At 43.0% G+C, this 15544-nt stretch carries 16 protein-coding genes and 2 riboswitches; of the genes, 2 read left to right on the top strand and 14 right to left on the bottom strand.

Features of this window, described 5'->3' with window-relative positions:
• Positions 1-15: 15 nt before the first annotated feature.
• The 10 genes from ACTWPX_RS03625 to ACTWPX_RS03580 form a co-directional block, all read right to left on the bottom strand.
• Positions 16-462 carry an Hsp20/alpha crystallin family protein gene (locus tag ACTWPX_RS03625; protein ID WP_443118554.1) on the bottom strand — a complete coding sequence of 149 codons (447 nt, stop codon included), beginning with the start codon at positions 460-462 and terminating at the stop codon, positions 16-18.
• Positions 463-573: 111 nt separating this feature from the next.
• Entirely contained in the window at positions 574-2283 is a 1710-nt protein-coding gene (gene cysI / locus ACTWPX_RS03620) for an assimilatory sulfite reductase (NADPH) hemoprotein subunit (RefSeq protein ID WP_443118553.1), read from the bottom strand.
• Positions 2284-2338: 55 nt separating this feature from the next.
• Positions 2339-4147, bottom strand: a complete 1809-nt coding sequence (locus ACTWPX_RS03615) for an assimilatory sulfite reductase (NADPH) flavoprotein subunit (RefSeq protein ID WP_443118552.1) — start codon at positions 4145-4147, stop codon at positions 2339-2341.
• Between the two features lie 780 nt (positions 4148-4927).
• Positions 4928-5731 (bottom strand): uroporphyrinogen-III synthase, encoded by an 804-nt coding sequence (locus tag ACTWPX_RS03610; protein ID WP_443118551.1) that lies wholly within the window; start codon positions 5729-5731, stop codon positions 4928-4930.
• Complete coding sequence (locus ACTWPX_RS03605) at positions 5712-6347, bottom strand: NAD(P)-binding protein (protein WP_443118550.1); 636 nt, start codon at positions 6345-6347, stop codon at positions 5712-5714. Before ACTWPX_RS03605 ends, ACTWPX_RS03610 begins: the two co-directional genes overlap by 20 nt.
• Complete coding sequence (locus tag ACTWPX_RS03600; protein WP_443118549.1) at positions 6347-7111, bottom strand: sirohydrochlorin chelatase; 765 nt, start codon at positions 7109-7111, stop codon at positions 6347-6349. The genes ACTWPX_RS03605 and ACTWPX_RS03600 overlap by 1 nt, the downstream gene beginning before the upstream one ends.
• 14 nt (positions 7112-7125) lie before the next feature.
• Complete coding sequence (gene cobA, locus ACTWPX_RS03595; protein ID WP_128522808.1) at positions 7126-7902, bottom strand: uroporphyrinogen-III C-methyltransferase; 777 nt, start codon at positions 7900-7902, stop codon at positions 7126-7128.
• 4 nt (positions 7903-7906) lie between these two features.
• On the bottom strand, positions 7907-8512 hold the full coding sequence (cysC, locus tag ACTWPX_RS03590) for an adenylyl-sulfate kinase (RefSeq protein ID WP_443118548.1): 606 nt from the start codon (positions 8510-8512) through the stop codon (positions 7907-7909).
• Positions 8513-8517: 5 nt separating this feature from the next.
• Entirely contained in the window at positions 8518-9669 is a 1152-nt protein-coding gene (sat, locus tag ACTWPX_RS03585) for a sulfate adenylyltransferase (protein WP_443118547.1), read from the bottom strand.
• A gap of 23 nt (positions 9670-9692) precedes the next feature.
• A complete protein-coding gene (locus ACTWPX_RS03580) occupies positions 9693-10421 on the bottom strand; it encodes a phosphoadenylyl-sulfate reductase (protein ID WP_443118546.1) in 729 nt (242 codons plus the stop codon).
• Between the two features lie 87 nt (positions 10422-10508).
• A riboswitch (SAM riboswitch) is annotated at positions 10509-10627 on the bottom strand.
• A gap of 179 nt (positions 10628-10806) precedes the next feature.
• Positions 10807-10906, top strand: a riboswitch (SAM riboswitch).
• Positions 10907-11019: 113 nt separating this feature from the next.
• On the opposite strand from ACTWPX_RS03580, the gene ACTWPX_RS03575 reads away from it, so the two are divergent.
• Positions 11020-11910: a sulfite exporter TauE/SafE family protein gene (locus tag ACTWPX_RS03575; protein ID WP_443118545.1), complete on the top strand. Its 891-nt coding sequence runs from the start codon at positions 11020-11022 to the stop codon at positions 11908-11910.
• A 92-nt stretch (positions 11911-12002) separates the two neighbouring features.
• Here ACTWPX_RS03575 and ACTWPX_RS03570 read toward each other — a convergent pair whose 3' ends face one another.
• On the bottom strand, positions 12003-13670 hold the full coding sequence (locus tag ACTWPX_RS03570) for a DAK2 domain-containing protein (RefSeq protein ID WP_443118544.1): 1668 nt from the start codon (positions 13668-13670) through the stop codon (positions 12003-12005).
• A 31-nt stretch (positions 13671-13701) separates the two neighbouring features.
• Positions 13702-14064, bottom strand: coding sequence for an Asp23/Gls24 family envelope stress response protein (locus tag ACTWPX_RS03565; protein ID WP_128522813.1), 363 nt, complete (start codon positions 14062-14064; stop codon positions 13702-13704).
• A 242-nt stretch (positions 14065-14306) separates the two neighbouring features.
• On the opposite strand from ACTWPX_RS03565, the gene rpmB reads away from it, so the two are divergent.
• Positions 14307-14495, top strand: a complete 189-nt coding sequence (rpmB, locus tag ACTWPX_RS03560) for a 50S ribosomal protein L28 (RefSeq protein ID WP_035505437.1) — start codon at positions 14307-14309, stop codon at positions 14493-14495.
• A gap of 186 nt (positions 14496-14681) precedes the next feature.
• Here rpmB and spoVM read toward each other — a convergent pair whose 3' ends face one another.
• Both spoVM and ACTWPX_RS03550 read right to left on the bottom strand, forming a co-directional pair.
• Complete coding sequence (spoVM, locus tag ACTWPX_RS03555; RefSeq protein ID WP_035531293.1) at positions 14682-14762, bottom strand: stage V sporulation protein SpoVM; 81 nt, start codon at positions 14760-14762, stop codon at positions 14682-14684.
• A gap of 42 nt (positions 14763-14804) precedes the next feature.
• A complete protein-coding gene (locus ACTWPX_RS03550; protein ID WP_443118543.1) occupies positions 14805-15464 on the bottom strand; it encodes a thiamine diphosphokinase in 660 nt (219 codons plus the stop codon).
• Between the last annotated feature and the right edge of the window lie 80 nt (positions 15465-15544).

Genomic DNA, 15544 nt, shown 5'->3' with positions numbered 1-15544 from the left:
CCTTCGTTGGTTGTATCAGTTATCTACATCAATTACTTTGATGGAAAAGTTATTTTTCGCAAACATGACCTTCAGCACATCATTTTTGAAGGAAGCACTACTGGAAGTTTCAGAGACTGCGAAAGGCAATGTGATGATTCGTTCCTTTTGACTCCACGCTTGCTTTGAATTATAAAAGGAGGAATCTTCACTTGTGACCTCCTTAGAAGCATGGTTCTCGACACGAATTCTTACCTGATCCCCGAAACGGTCGATTCTGATTTGATCTTTCTGAACTCCCGGCAAATAGGCTTCGATAGTGACATCAGATCCAGTTTCAATCACCTCTACGGGGATGCTTGAGTGTTGAAAAAATTGATTGACTTGCTTGATGGACTCATCAAAGAAGGAATCTACCGCCTTTACCATTTCGTGGAGCCGTTGATCGAACAAATCGGGAAGTTGCTTACGTTTATCATCCATTATTATGCACCTCTTTGCATTTGGTCTCCCTTAATACCATATTCCTGTGGGCGATGGTAGTGACAGTCCAACCTAAAAAAGGTACATAACCTGATAACACGTGCAATAGCTTTAACTGTGGAAATCTTGCCCGTTATGAACAGCTTCAATGTAGCCCGCTCGAATCACAAAGTCTCCGAATTTCTCTTGCCCTTCCCGATCTTGAGCATAGTGGAACAACATCGGCTTCAATTCTTTTAAGATTTCTTCTTCTCCAATATTTTCACGATATAATTTATTCAGTCGTTCCCCAGCAAAGCCTGCTCCCAAGTACATATTATATTTACCCGGAGCTTTTCCGATAAAGCCGATCTCACCTAATGCAGGCCGTGAGCAGCCATTCGGACACCCTGACATCCGGATAATGATCTCATCCTCTACTAGCCCTGCTTCATCAAGAATTTCCTCCAATTTGTCGATTAATGATGGAAGGTACCTTTCTGATTCTGCCATCGCTAATGCGCAGGTCGGCAATGCCACACAAGCCATAGAGTTCCTTCTTATTGCTGAATTGTGTTCACCATCCATGAGTTCATAATCGTCTATGATGCCTTCGATTTCTGCTTTCTTCTCCTCTGGTATCATAGAAAGAGTTACATTTTGATTCGGAGTCAAACGGAATTCCCCTGTATTCGTTTCCGCTATTTTACGTAACCCCTCTTTCAAGCGATAATTCTCTGAGTCCTTGATCCGGCCATTTTGAATGAAAAAGGTATGATGCCAATGACCATCTTCTCCTTTCACCCATCCATAACGATCCCCATTACTCTCAAAGTGGTAGTCTTTCGCGTCTTCCAGGCTCCAGCCAAGTCGGTCGTTCAACTCTTCGCGAATCCACTCCACCCCAAGACGGTCAATCGTGTATTTGAAACGCGCATTTTTGCGGTTAGAGCGATTTCCATAATCGCGTTGGATGGTCAGGATTTTTTCTGCGACATCCACTGTCCGCTCTACTGGACAAAAACCGATGACTCGTGCGAGTTGAGGGTATGTGGCAGTATCTCCATGGGTCATCCCCATGCCGCCTCCAACAGCCACATTAAACCCTAGTAATTCCCCACCTTTTACAATCGCAATGAATCCTAAATCTTGTGAAAAGACGTCCACATCGTTCGATGGGGGAACGGCTATGCCGATTTTGAATTTTCTCGGTAAATATACAGGACCATAGATCGGTTCGTCTTCTTTTCCATCTACAAGCTTTTCTTCATCCAGCCAAATTTCGTGGTAGGCATTTGTTCTTGGTAATAAATGGTCACTAACTTTTTTCGCCCAATCATAAACTTCTGCGTGAAGTGCGGACTGATTCGGATTTGAGTTGCACATGACATTCCGGTTCACATCACCACAAGCAGCAATCGTGTCCATCAAGGCAGCATCCATCGCCTGAATGCTTTTTTTCATATTCCATTTCAAGATTCCGTGCATCTGGAAGGTTTGTCTTGTTGTTAATTTCAAGGTCTCATTCCCATACTGATCAGCCAATTCATCCATGGTCAACCACTGTTTCGGAGTAGCAACCCCACCAGGCAGACGGACACGAATCATAAACTGATACGCTGGTTCCAGTTTTTTTTGTTTTCTCTCCTGTCGCAGATCCCTGTCGTCCTGCATATAGCTGCCGTGGAACTTTAAGAGCTTTGTATCTTCCTCTGGGATACTAGCCGTAATCGGATCTTGAAAGCTCTCTACTAAATTTCCCCTCAAGTAGCGACTATCTTCTTTGATACGCTCCATTTCATCTGGAGGTCCTTGAGGATGGATCGTTTTATTATCAGACATCGATTAGTCTCCTTCCTTCTTGGTGCTTGGCAAAACCTTTCATGTGTATCTTCTATTAATAAACATCTCTTTGGTAACGTTTCTGCTGCCTTAGTTCTGCCAAATAGGCTTCCGCTTCTTCCATTGAAAGGCCACCTTCATTTTTAAATATTTCAAGCAGCGTATCCTGGACGTCTTTCGCCATATACTTCTCATCTCCACACACATAAATATATGCTCCGTCTTCGATCCATTCGTAAAGCTCTTTCCTTCTTTCATACATTTTGTGCTGGACATATACTTTTTCTGAAGAATCTCTGGAAAATGCGACATCCATCCTTGAAAGAACATCTTCCTTCAGCCACTTTTGCCATTCTACTTGATATAGAAAATCCGAAACGAAATGTTGTTCACCGAAGAACAACCATGACTTACCGTGAATCTCTTGTTCTTCCCTATCTTCAAGAAACGATCGGTAAGGTGCTATACCAGTACCGGCGCCGATCATAATGATAGGGGCTTCTTTATTTTCCGGAAGCTTGAAGTTCTGGTTCTTTTGTACAAATACAGCTAACTGATCACCCTGGTCAGTCCGCTCGGCACATTGGCCAGAACATACACCGGTCCGCTTCCTGCCATGAGCGTCATATCGTAATGCTCCGATTGTGAGATGGACCTCATCAGGATTCGCATTCAAACTACTGGCAATTGAATAAAGGCGAAAAGGTATTTTCCGCAATACACTTATGAATTGTTTCTCATCTGCTTCCCACGGGCCATAATCTCTGACTACATCAAGCAGATCCCTTCCATGCACATACTCATTCAGTCTTTCTCTTGATTCCAGAAGTTCAGTCAACTTTTGATTTGAAGTAAGGGTGGAAAGCTTTTCTAATAAGGGCTTGGATAGGACTGTAATTTCAAAATGAGAAGTAAGTGCTTCTCTTAACGCCCGGACTTCCCCTTGTTTTGTCACTGGCACTGAAAGCTCTGGATCCCATCCCATCTCATCGATCAACTCATCAACCAATGTTTCTTCATTTTGCGGATAAATCCCTAAACTATCTCCTGGTTCATAAGTGAGTTGTGAACCTTCCAAATCAATTTCCAAGTGGCGGGTCTCCTTATTTGAACCCCTGCCGTTAAGATTGATATTTTCTAATACTTCCGCTTGAAATGGATGTGATTTAGAATAAATGGGTTTATCGGATATAGGTAAAGGAGGGGCGATCGGATCCCCGCTGTTTTCTTTAGCTGTACTGCTGCCAAGCTGTTCCCATACTCCTTCCCACCATTCTTCAGCCGGTTCTTCAAAGTCCAAGTCACAGTCTACTCTCCCATAAATGCGCTCTGCTCCCAATTCTTCCAGTCTCGCATCAATTTCCTTCCCGGTCTGACAGAAGAACTCATAGGAGCTATCACCCAGGGCAAGCACAGAGTAACGCACCCCATCTAACTCAGGAGCTCGCTTGCTGTGTATAAAATCATAGAAAGATAAGGCGTTATCAGGAGGGTCTCCATCTCCGTGAGTACTCGTCAAAATTAATAGGTCTTCCACTTTTTTCAATGCTTTCGTTTTAAAGTCGTCCATGGATGAAAGTTGGACGGTAAACCCTTTCCCCTTAAGTTTCTCGGTATATTCCTCAGCTAAGGATTGGCAATTTCCCGTGTGAGAACCGTATAGGATAGTGATATGGCGTGTCGAAATCTGGTCAGCCACCCCGGCGTCTGTTGTTTCCTCCTGGGCAGGTAGTACAGCGGCCTGCCCGGCAGACAGGTAGCCACTTAACCAGATTTTTTGTTGTTCGTTCAAGGTGACCAGCAACTTATTCAAAAGGTCAGCCTGTTCTTTACTGAACGGACTATTCATTACCTGGAATTGCAATCATTCCACCTCCGTAATCATTTTCACTTTATCTTTATTTTTTAGCCTTTGCTAAAGGTTGTTGCTGAATTTTTACATGAGAGTTATTCAGTTATGTTCCAGGAGTTTTGATGATACAATTTCGAGACATTTTGTGAGAGGATCGGGGTGGCGGGGAATGCTTCGCTTTCCCCGCCGCCCCTTGCTATATGTTTTTCTCGAAATTCGTTCAGAAAAATACTGTCATATTTGAGTGAGAATCAAACATCTTACGCTTAATTACAGGGCGTCCTCCGTGAATGCTCCCCTTTAGATGTAGTTTCGAGAATCTTCCTAATCGTACGGTTGGCTTGGAAACAGTGCAGCTTCCCCACCAACCCATCTGATGTATGTGAGAAACGAACTCCTTACTCAGGTGGGTTGTCTTCACTACCCCTGTGTTATAGTCATAAAACGCTCTATATCAAGCTCCCATGATCAGAATGCCTTCCTTGTAATTGTCAATCCTCTACTTCCCTTAAGCTCATAGATGCTTATTCCAGAAGTTGTTTCGAGGACCTAATATGGTAAAGGGGCGGAGGGAGACGGTGAGACTCCTATGGGATGTGCGGGACAGCTGAGACCCCACAGGACGAAGTCCGAGGAGGCTCAGCGCCCGCCCCATGGAACGCGAGCCTTTTCCCGCAGCCCCTAAACTCCTAATAAAGTCTCGTAACTGAGTCTTACACAATCAGGAGCTTATTCTGAAATTTAATAGAGCATTATTTTAAATAGATCAAGAGTTAGCTTGGACGGTTTTTTTTAAGCCTGGGGATTAAAATATCGATCAAGCGTAACGACCATCGCCCCCATTTTCTGCCGTTTAGGTTGAAGCACATTATTGATACCCTGGCTTTCCAGCTCATTCGCTGTCACTTTCCCAACAGCCACAGCGAGAACATCAGTATTGAATGCTTCCACTAATCCCCCATGTTCTGCTGCATTTGAGAAAAGGTTGAGCACTTGAGTCTTACTTGTAAAAATCACTGCATCCATTTTTAAAGAGGTTATTTCTTCTTTAAGCTCCTGCAACACATCCGGAAGTGGAGCCTCGAATACATAGGGCCGTGATAAGTAGACGGAATAACCCTGCTTCTCGAGAAACTGCTTAAGATATGCATCATCCTGGTTGTAGGCTTGGAGGAATACCCTCCCTTTCACATCTTTATCGACCATTATTAAACGCTCAAATAAGTTATTCATTGTTCCGTCATCTGCAATTACAGAGGGTCTTAAACCATTTTCCTTTAACCAGTCCAAAGTTTTAGAACCTCTTATAGCAAGTGGTTCTTCACTTAATTTATTTATTAATGAATCATGGAAGCCGTGTGTTTCAGCATTATCGGCTAACGTTCTTGCTCCGATTCCTGTCGTTAAAATGACCCAGTCGAAGGTTTCGTTCAAGTAATCTTCCACATTTTGCTTACAAGTGGCTTCATTCAACCTCTTGGTGCCCTGGATAGGATAAACAGCGGGAATTCCACCCATGTTGACCACGAGATTCGAAATAGAATCAGCACTTCGATCTGCTGCAATTCCGACCTTTTTACCTTCTAATCCTGTCAAATTCCTTCTCCTCTCCAGCCTTTTTTATCTCCTCTAACATTTGTCGTTGGATGGCAGGGTCCTGGTAGCTGTCCTCTAATATTTTTTCAAGGATGTCTTGCTTTACTTCTCTTGAGAAACCAGACCGTTTCAATATTTGCCTGCATTCATATAAGAAGTCTATATAATGTTCATAGTCAGGCGGAAAATGCACCTCTAAATTTCTTTTCAGGTGCGAAGCAAGCATAGGACTTGCCCCACCTGTAGATACGGCAATCGTTAATTTCCCTCTTGTGAAATGAGCGGGAAAATGAAGGTTTCCGCCTTCCCCGCCATCTGCTCTATTAAGAAGAGGCACGTTTTCAGCCGCCGCAGTGATTCTTTGATTTTCTGTCAGGTCATTTGTAGCGATGACTGCAATAAAGGCTCCTTGAATATCGTCAGGTTCGAATTTTTTGTTTTTCCATTGAATTTCATTACGTTGGTATAAAGCTTGCAAACCCTCTATGATGTCAGGACTGATGATCGTCACCTTTGCTCCATGATCAATGAGCGTTTCCGCTCGCTTACAGGCTACTTTTCCACCGCCAATGATAACTGCAGAACGTTTGGCTAAATTTATCATCAGAGGTGGCATTATTGACTGACCCCCGAATCACTCTGCTCTCTTATATGCCCGAGCGCTTCATGGACTCGATCAGCAGCTGCCCGTACCATGTTCGGGTGAGTGTCTAGATAGGAAGCTTGATAGATTTCATACCCACCTGCTGCAAATTCATTTATTTTCTGCTGGATCGACTCTATTAATACCCCTGTAAACCATAAGTAAGGAACGACGATGGTTTTTTCATTGTGATTTACAGATTCTTTGAGACCTTCCTCAAAACTTGGCGACAGAGCTGCTAAATAACAGACCTCGACGCTAGGTGCTCCTGTTTTTTTCTTAAGGATACGAGCAACCCTTTCAATTGACGTTTTCGTGTCGGGGTGCCGGCTCCCCCTTCCTACAAGAAGAATATTTGTCTCGGTATCAATCACTGCACTTGTTTGTTGGATACGATCCACTAGCACATCTACAATTCTCTCTTGGACACCGAGCGGCTCGCCGTAAGAGAATTCAATATGAGGAAACCGGGCTTTCGCTCTCTCTATTTTTTCAGGAATGTCCTTAAAATAGTGACCAGCGCTTAATAATAATACCGGTAAAACAGCTACCTTTGTCGCTCCTTTTCGCACTAACCGTTCAATTCCTTCATGAAAATCCGGGTGAGCAAGTTCTAAGAAACAAATGTGATGGAGAGATACTCCTATCTGTTGATGGACGGTATGAAGAAAGTGGAGTGCTTCATCTGTCGCTTCTTTTCTCCTGCTTCCATGGCTGACATATAACACAGCTTTCATCAGGCTACCCCTTTCTACCCTACAACGGACTCGATGGCTGCCGTTTCTTCTACAGCATAAGGCTCAAACCACTGCAGTTTTTCTCTGAGTTTGACTACATCTCCCACAACAATCATTGATGGATTCTCGATGTGACGAGCTTTTTCCACGATCGTCGTCAGAGTCCCTGTAACCGTTTTTTGCTGCTCTGTCGTTCCCCATTGCACAAGGGCGATGGGTGTATCTGCTTCCCGCCCATATTTCAGGAGGCGATCACAGATGTCGGGTAATTTCTTCACCCCCATATAAATACACAAGGTATCCATACTTTTAACGACGTGTTCCCAATATTCTTCTTCATCTTCTCCAAGCTTGCTGACGCCTGAAATGAAAGCGACTGAAGAGCTGTACTCCCTGTGAGTCACAGGAATTCCTGCATAGGCGGGGGCGGCGACACCGGACGAAATTCCAGGGACGATTTCAAACGGAATGTTTTTGCGTGCCAATTCTTCCGCCTCTTCTCCTCCCCGTCCGAAGACAAAGGGATCACCGCCTTTTAAGCGTGTAACTGTTTTGCCTTGAAGAGCGTATTTGCATAATAGATGATTGATAGTCTTTTGGGATAATGCGTGATGATCCGGCCGTTTACCGCAAAAAACCATTTCGGTATTTTCCCCTGCTTCATTCAGTAGCTCTTCGTTTATCAAACGGTCATACAAAATGACATCTGCCTGTTGGATTGTTTTTAATCCTTTTAAAGTGATTAAATCGTAATCTCCAGGTCCTGCACCAACGATATAAACTTTAGACATCCTGTCACGCTCCTTTTTTAATCCACCCTTTTTCTTCAAGCAAGACCAGCAGTTGATCGGCACAGCTTTTCACATCATAATCGAAGGAGTGTAACACCTGTTCAGGGTCGATCGGTGCTTCATAGGGGGAATCGATCCCCGTGAATCCTTTGATATGACCCTGTCTTGCTTTCTCATATAACCCTTTAGGATCTCTTGCTTCACATTCATCGATCGGACAATCAACATACACTTCTAAAAAGTCTTCTTCAGGGAGAGAAGCACGGATACGGTCCCGATCTTTTTGATAGGGGGAAATGAACGCCGTCAGAACAATTGCGCCGCTATCTGCGAACAGTTTAGCTACCTCCCCGATCCGGCGTATGTTTTCTTCCCGATCTTCTGCTGAGAACCCCAGGTCCGAATTTAGTCCGTGGCGGATGTTATCACCATCGAGCAGGTACGTATGAATCCCTCTCTCATGGAGGAGATGATTCAGCTGGTTCGCAATACTGGACTTACCAGATCCTGAGAGTCCGGTGAACCAGATCACTCCGCTGTGATGGCCATTTTTATTTCTGTAATTTTTTTGGCTGACAGACGCCTGATGCCAGGTTATATTCCTTTCCATTTGAGTCACCCTTTCACTCCTGCGGTCTTTTCTTGTAATCCATCGATCAGAATTTCGACTACTTCAGGACGACTGAATGTTTTTGGCGGTTTTTCTCCATTTCGTAATAGTTCTCTCACTTTTGTGCCAGAAAGAATGACGTGATTTTCTTTTTCATGTGGACAAGTTTTATGCGATGCCATCGCTTCACAGGCTTTGCAGTAAAAACTGTGTTCAAAAAATAATGGCGTTATTTCCAATTCATCCTCTTCAAAATGGCTGAAGATTTTCTGTGCATCATAAGTCCCGTAATAGTCGCCTACACCTGCATGATCCCTTCCGACAATGAAATGGGAACAGCCAAAGTTTTTCCGTACAATAGCGTGGAAAATAGCTTCTCTCGGACCAGCGTAGCGCATAGCTGCAGTGAAAACGGCTAATGTAACACGATCTTTCGGGTAATAGTTATCAATTAAGACTTGATAGCTCTTCATTCGAACATCACTTGGGATATCATCACTCTTTGTTTCCCCGACCAGTGGGTTCAGAAATAAGCCGTCTACAGTTTCAAGAGCCGCCTTTTGGATATATTCATGGGCTCTATGTACTGGATTTCTCGTTTGAAAGCCCACGACTTTTTCCCAACCCAACTGTTGGAACAACTCTCTCGATTCCGCAGGGTCCAGGTAGAATCGATCATCATGTTCTTTTGTTGAGCTTTGAAATACTTCAATATCTCCAGCTACGTAATGATCTGGTCGGCCAAACAACTTCTTCACCCCGGGATGACCCAGATCAGTAGTTAAGTACACATTTTCGGCTTCCTTCTCTTTATCCGGTTGATATATGTCAGATACTTCAATGGCTCCATAAACCTTTCCATCTTTCACTAATTTCACTCGATTTCCTTGCTGCAACTCAGCGGCTGTCGCTTCATCCACCGGAAGGGTGATCGGAATACTCCACGGTGTCCCATCTGCAAGTCTGAGATTCTCGACTACAGAATCGTAGTCTGCTTGATTTAAAAATCCTTCAAGAGGGCTGTAGGCACCATTCGCGATCAGCTCGACATCACTTAATGCCATCGCATCCAATTCAATACTCCCTGTAAAATCCTCCTGCTGATTATTACTCCATTTATTAATTAATTTTCCTCCATGAGGTGTAATGATAGACATTTTATAATTCCTCCTTTTGTTATTCAGCTATTGTTATTTCCAGCTGTATGAAGTCCGCATTCTGTTTTATTGAATCCTTTCCACCTGCCCGACCGGCTCTCGTCTGTACTTGGCGAGGTGCAAGGGATGCAGCCGACACTCGGATAGTTTTGATCATGCAATTCATTGTAATCCAAGCGATTTAGTCGGATATATTGCCAAACGTCTTCCCATGTCCAATGAATTAGGGGGCATACCTTGATTAACTTAAAACGCTCATCCTTATTTACGAAATCAGTTTTACTCCGACTAGGTGACTGTTCACGTCTGAGGCCAGAAAACCAGGCCGCCGCACCTGAGAGTGCATCTTCAAGAGGTTTGATTTTACGAATATAACAGCATTGATCCGGCTGGCGTTTCCACAAGGCTGACCCATGCTCCTCCGCTTGTTCCTCTACTGTCAGTTCAGGTTTTTTCATGTGAATTCGTAATTCAGGGTATCTATTTTTCACTTTTTCAATCAATTCATAGGTTTCCTGGAAATGAAGGCCAGTATCTAGAAAGACTACTTCAGCATCTGGTTTCACCTTTGAAATAAGATCAATGAGAACGATTCCTTCTGCTCCAAAGCTGCAAGCATATACAACATCTGACCCGTATTGTCCATAAGCCCAATGAATGACATCAAGTGCACCCTTCGTTTCGTCATCTGGTTGATGGTTTGTGAATGGATCCCCCGGAAAATGATCATAAGTGACAATATCGTTTTCCATAAGCTCCTCCTTTCATTGCTTCAAACAAAAATACCTTTCTTCGTGGATAAGAAGAAAGGTATTTACTCGGTAAAGTAAGAACCATTCTTCTTATCTTTCCAAGCGGTTCAACCACTTGCTGGAATTGGCACAGTGTCTGATCAACTAACATCAGACCCGTTGCCGAGGCTTCGAAGGGCCAGTCCCTCCACCTCTCATGATAAGAAAACAGGATAGGTTGATTAAGTTTTCTGAAAAACTAATTGATACAAATCTTAGGCTCCTTTTATAGATATGTCAATACCATTTTAAAAAATTACAATTTTTCTGTTAATTTCGGAATTAGTTCTTGACATAACATTCAGTGTCCATTAGTTTTAGATATATTATCATTTTAAAAATTGAATCCTTATGAAGAGTCGGGGGAGGAACCTGGTCTGACGATCCCGCAGCAACCACACTGAAAGGTGCTCATTCCAGCAGACAACTCGTCTGAGAAATAAGGAGAGGCTTTATTTGGACCTCTTCTCATTGGAGAGGTTTTATTTATGTCTTTTTCAGACCTCTTCAACCATAAAACCAAGTAAACTTATATGTTTAATCAAAGGAGAGGTTGTTTTTGAATAAATTATTAATTTTCGCATTGGTAGGATTTTTCACCCAGTTAATTGACGGTGCCCTTGGTATGGGATTCGGCCTGACATCTTCCTCAATCTTACTCACTTATGGCCTGGCACCTGCAGTTGCTTCTGCTTCTATTCATATGGCCCAGGTTGCCACAACAGCTGCTTCCGGATTCTCTCATTTCAAGTTTGGCAATGTCGATAGGAGACTTGTCCTAAAACTGGCCCTGCCCGGCGCGGTCAGTGCATTTTTCGGTGCAGCTTTATTAAGTCGCATCCCTGGTGAAACCATTCGCCCATACATATCCGTTTTTCTTCTGGGTTTAGGAATTTACATCGTAGTCCGTTTTCTTTCACTTAATCGGAATAAAACGCTCAATAAAAGCGACAAGCCGCTGAACAAGCGATTTATCTACCCATTAGGTTTTGTCGGTGGGTTTCTCGATTCGATTGGTGGCGGAGGATGGGGGCCGGTTAATACGCCTGTCCTTCTTTCACGTGAAAAGATCGAGCCGCGTAAAGTGATTGGGACTGTGGACACAAGTGAATTCATCGTGACTATTTCAGCAACACTTGGATTTTTGACTTTTTTAGGATGGGAACAATTCAGTTGGCTGTTGGTGTTCGCGTTCATCATCGGCGGTGTGATAGCTGCACCTCTTGCAGCATGGCTTGTCCGTATTATGCCTCCGCTCGTCCTCGGAGTACTTGCCGGAGGGTTCATCGTATTGACTAATGTAAGAACCATTATGATCACCATACCTCTCAATAGCACAGGAACCGTCCTGATTTATTCTCTATTGATAGCTGGTTATATTGTGGCAATCGTTCATTCTGTAAAAAAGTACGTCAAACTGAAACGTACGAACCTCCGCAGTCAAACTTGACTGCCTATCCCTTTTAACAGAAAAAAGGCTCAGAGCTAATACTCTGAGCCTTCGCGTATGGCAGATCCGTTCACAGGTGAGGGTACTTTTTTCTATTCAATGGAGAAAATATAAGAATAGATCGGTTGACCACCCACGTGAATCTCCACCTCTAAATCTTCATATGTTTCTTCAAGGTATTCTTCAAGCTCTGTGACTTCATGTTCTTCGACGTCTTCCCCTGTCAGAATCGTCAGTATTTCATCTTCGTTCTCATCAATCATTTGACTTAACAGCGTTTTAGCTGTTGTCAGGGCATTTTGATCAGTTGAGGAAATTTTGCCATCCGCAATCCCCATGAAATGATCTTTCTCAATGTTCAGGCCATCGATTTGCGTATCTCTTACCGCATACGTAATTTGACCGGTTTTCACGACGGACATAAGGCTGATCATTTCATCTTTATTCGCCATCAGGTCTGCTTCAGGATTAAATCCTAATAAAGCACTCATGCCTTGAGGAATGGTTTTAGTCGGGATGACCACAACTTCATCTTCTGCGATTTCCGCCGCTTGCTCAGCAGCCATCACGATATTTTTGTTATTCGGCAAAACTAACACACGTTTAGCATGAGCTTCTTTGATGGCTTCAGATAAATCCTGTGTACTTGGGTTCATCGTCTGACCACCCTGGATGACCACAGTGGCTCCGAGACTTTCAAATAATTTTTTGATGCCTTCCCCCATGCTTACTGTAACAATTCCGTACTCCGCTTTTTGATTTGACTTCGGCTTTTCTTTTTTCTTCTTACCGACAATCGAAGTATGCTGTTCACGCATATTTTCAATTTTCATGTTGATCAGACTTCCGTACTTTTGGCCTAGTGTCATGGCTTCACCAGGGTATTCTGCATGGACATGAACTTTGATCAAATCTTCATCAGAAACAACGAGCAGGGAATCACCGATTTCGCTCAACTGATTACGAAATTCATCTTCATCGTAAGGAGTCTCTGCTAATTTATCCTCTTCGAATTTGACCATGAACTCTGTACAGTAACCGAATTCAATGTCTTCTGTATTCATAAAGTCTTGGGCAAGCTTATGGTGTTCGGCACTTACCATATCATCCATGGAAACCGTATCATCGATATCAGGAAGTTCTTCCCCTTTCAAGTTGGCAAGAAAACCTTCATAAATGGTCACTAATCCTTGACCACCACTGTCTACGACTCCGACTTCTTTCAAAACAGGTAATAGATCAGGCGTCCGCTTCAACGATTCTTTTGCAGCAGCAACAACACCTTCTACGAAAGGGATGAAGTCGCTTTCCTGCTCAGCGAGATCGACAGAAGCTTCTGCAGCATCTTTTGCAACCGTCAAAATTGTACCTTCCACAGGTTTCATAACAGCTTTATAAGCAGTGGTAACGCCTCCTTGAAGCGCATCTGAGAAATCTTTCGTCGTTAAAGTTTCTTTCTCTTCGACCACTTTGGAAAATCCACGGAAAATCTGGGAAAGTATGACGCCGGAGTTCCCGCGCGCACCCATTAATAACCCTTTGGATAGTGATTTAGAAACGATGCCTGCATGATTCCGATCGACCATTCTTACTTCCTCCGCCCCAGAAGTCATGGACAAGTTCATATTCGTCCCTGTATCCCCGTCCGGCACTGGAAAAACGTTCAATGCATCAATCATCTGTGATTTCTGTTTTAAATGATGTGCCCCTTGCAAAATCATTTCGGCTAAGGTTTTGCCGTCTAACTTTTGTAACGTCACGCTTACTTCCTCCTTTGACTACAACTGCTGCCTATTCGCTTGTCACCCGGACTCCTTGTATGAAAATATTCACAGAGTCGATAGACAATCCGATTGTTTTGTTTAATGTGTATTTCACTTGTGATTGGACGTTATGGGCCACTTCAGAAATCTTTGTACCATAACTCACGATAATGTACATATCTATATGGAGGCGATCTTCGTCCTGTCTGACCACGACCCCTTTTGAAAAGTTCTCTTTGCGTAACATTTCAGATAGGCCGTCACGGATTTGATTTTTTGATGCCATACCGACGATTCCGTAGCATTCAACTGCTGCACCACCAGCAATCGTTGAGATGACTTCATTACTTATTGTTATATGACCATATTTATTATTTAAATCAACGGACATATAGATCCTCCTTTATTTTCCTCTATTTCTTCACTTATTATAACATAAGTTGAACGCATGAATTGCTATTCATTTCTCAGAAAATAAGCTGTATATCCCTATTATACTTTGTAACAATCTATAGTATCTGTCAAGAAGAAATTCTTGATATAATTCGATTCTGCTTATTGCAAACACCTATTCTATATGATAAAGTTACTAAGTATCTGATGATTTATGTATGTAACAGGAGGGATTTTCATATGGCAAGAAGAAGTGTTCTATCTGGTAAAGGTACACGCTCAGGTAACCACCGTTCACACGCGATGAACGCTAATAAACGTAAATTCAAAGCTAATGTTCAAAAAGTTCGCATCCTTGTGGATGGCAAGCCTCAAAAGGTTTACGTTACAGCTCGTGAACTTAAGTCCGGTAAAGTACAGCGCGTATAATCACTGGTCTTGGGCTTCATGAACTTTTAAAAAAGCACCCTTAAATGGGTGCTTTTTTTTATGGTATTTACCGGGCTTCCTCAATTGGTCAGCCCAATGCTTTTGGATACTTGTCTCGCTCACAAGATGTGGGATGCCCAGCATTACTAAGGCTGAACATCCTTTCAAGAAACGTTTGCTTTTGTACTAATCTTTTTTAAAAGTACTTATGACTGCGCGCACTATACCCCCGACGAACCGTGGGAGTTTGATGGTATAAAACTTCAAAGAGCCCCCTCCTCCTATGTGAACTAATGCGAAATCCCCTCTTTACCCTCTATTAGTCAAGTCTTTACTTCTTACTACTAAGAGTATGCCTGATATGAAAGAAAAAGTACCCGTATCTGCAATCAATCGATTAGAGATGCACAAGGTGGACCCATAGGGCAGATAGGCTTTTTCCAATGGATAATAAAAGCCTCCTAGTGTAAGATCTTTCACTTCGAGCGTAATTGGTAAAAAAGAAACATAGGGATAATGCTCATCCGCTTCCATTGTATGCTCGCCTGCCCCGACTAATTCCACCTGATTCTGTTGATCGATAATCGTTCCTTTCACTTCTTTCTTCAGAAGCGGATAGAGGAGTTGCAGGTTAGCTTGTGAGTGATCGATTCTTCCGCCAGTCACTCCGAATAATAGAATATGCTCAGGTGACCTTTTGAGTGCCTCACTAATAGCTAATTCCAAATCCGTTTCATCTTTTTCATCCGGAAAGACTTTCACTTGTTTAGAAGTTTCTTGAATTCTCCGGAAAGATTCATCTGATACGGAATCAAAATCACCGATGGCCAAGTCTGGCGAAAGTCCATTTTCTACTAGGACCTCAGCACCTTGATCAGCCCCAATCCATAAACAGTCTTGAAAGGGAAACTTTCTCAAATCAGGGATATATGATTTAGGTCCACCGCCGACCACCACAATCCTTTTCATTTTTTATCATCCTTTCCTCATTCCGCAAGTCGGACAAGCTTTATCCGGGTTTATAGAAAAAGCTCAAAGGATCTGCTGAA

Origin of the sequence: Halobacillus sp. H74, assembly GCF_052246715.1 — a bacterium.
GTDB classification, from domain to species: Bacteria; Bacillota; Bacilli; order Bacillales; family Halobacillaceae; genus Halobacillus; species Halobacillus litoralis_A.
The sequence above is the reverse complement of the archived record's forward strand: the minus strand, read 5'-3'. Positions and strand labels throughout refer to the sequence as shown.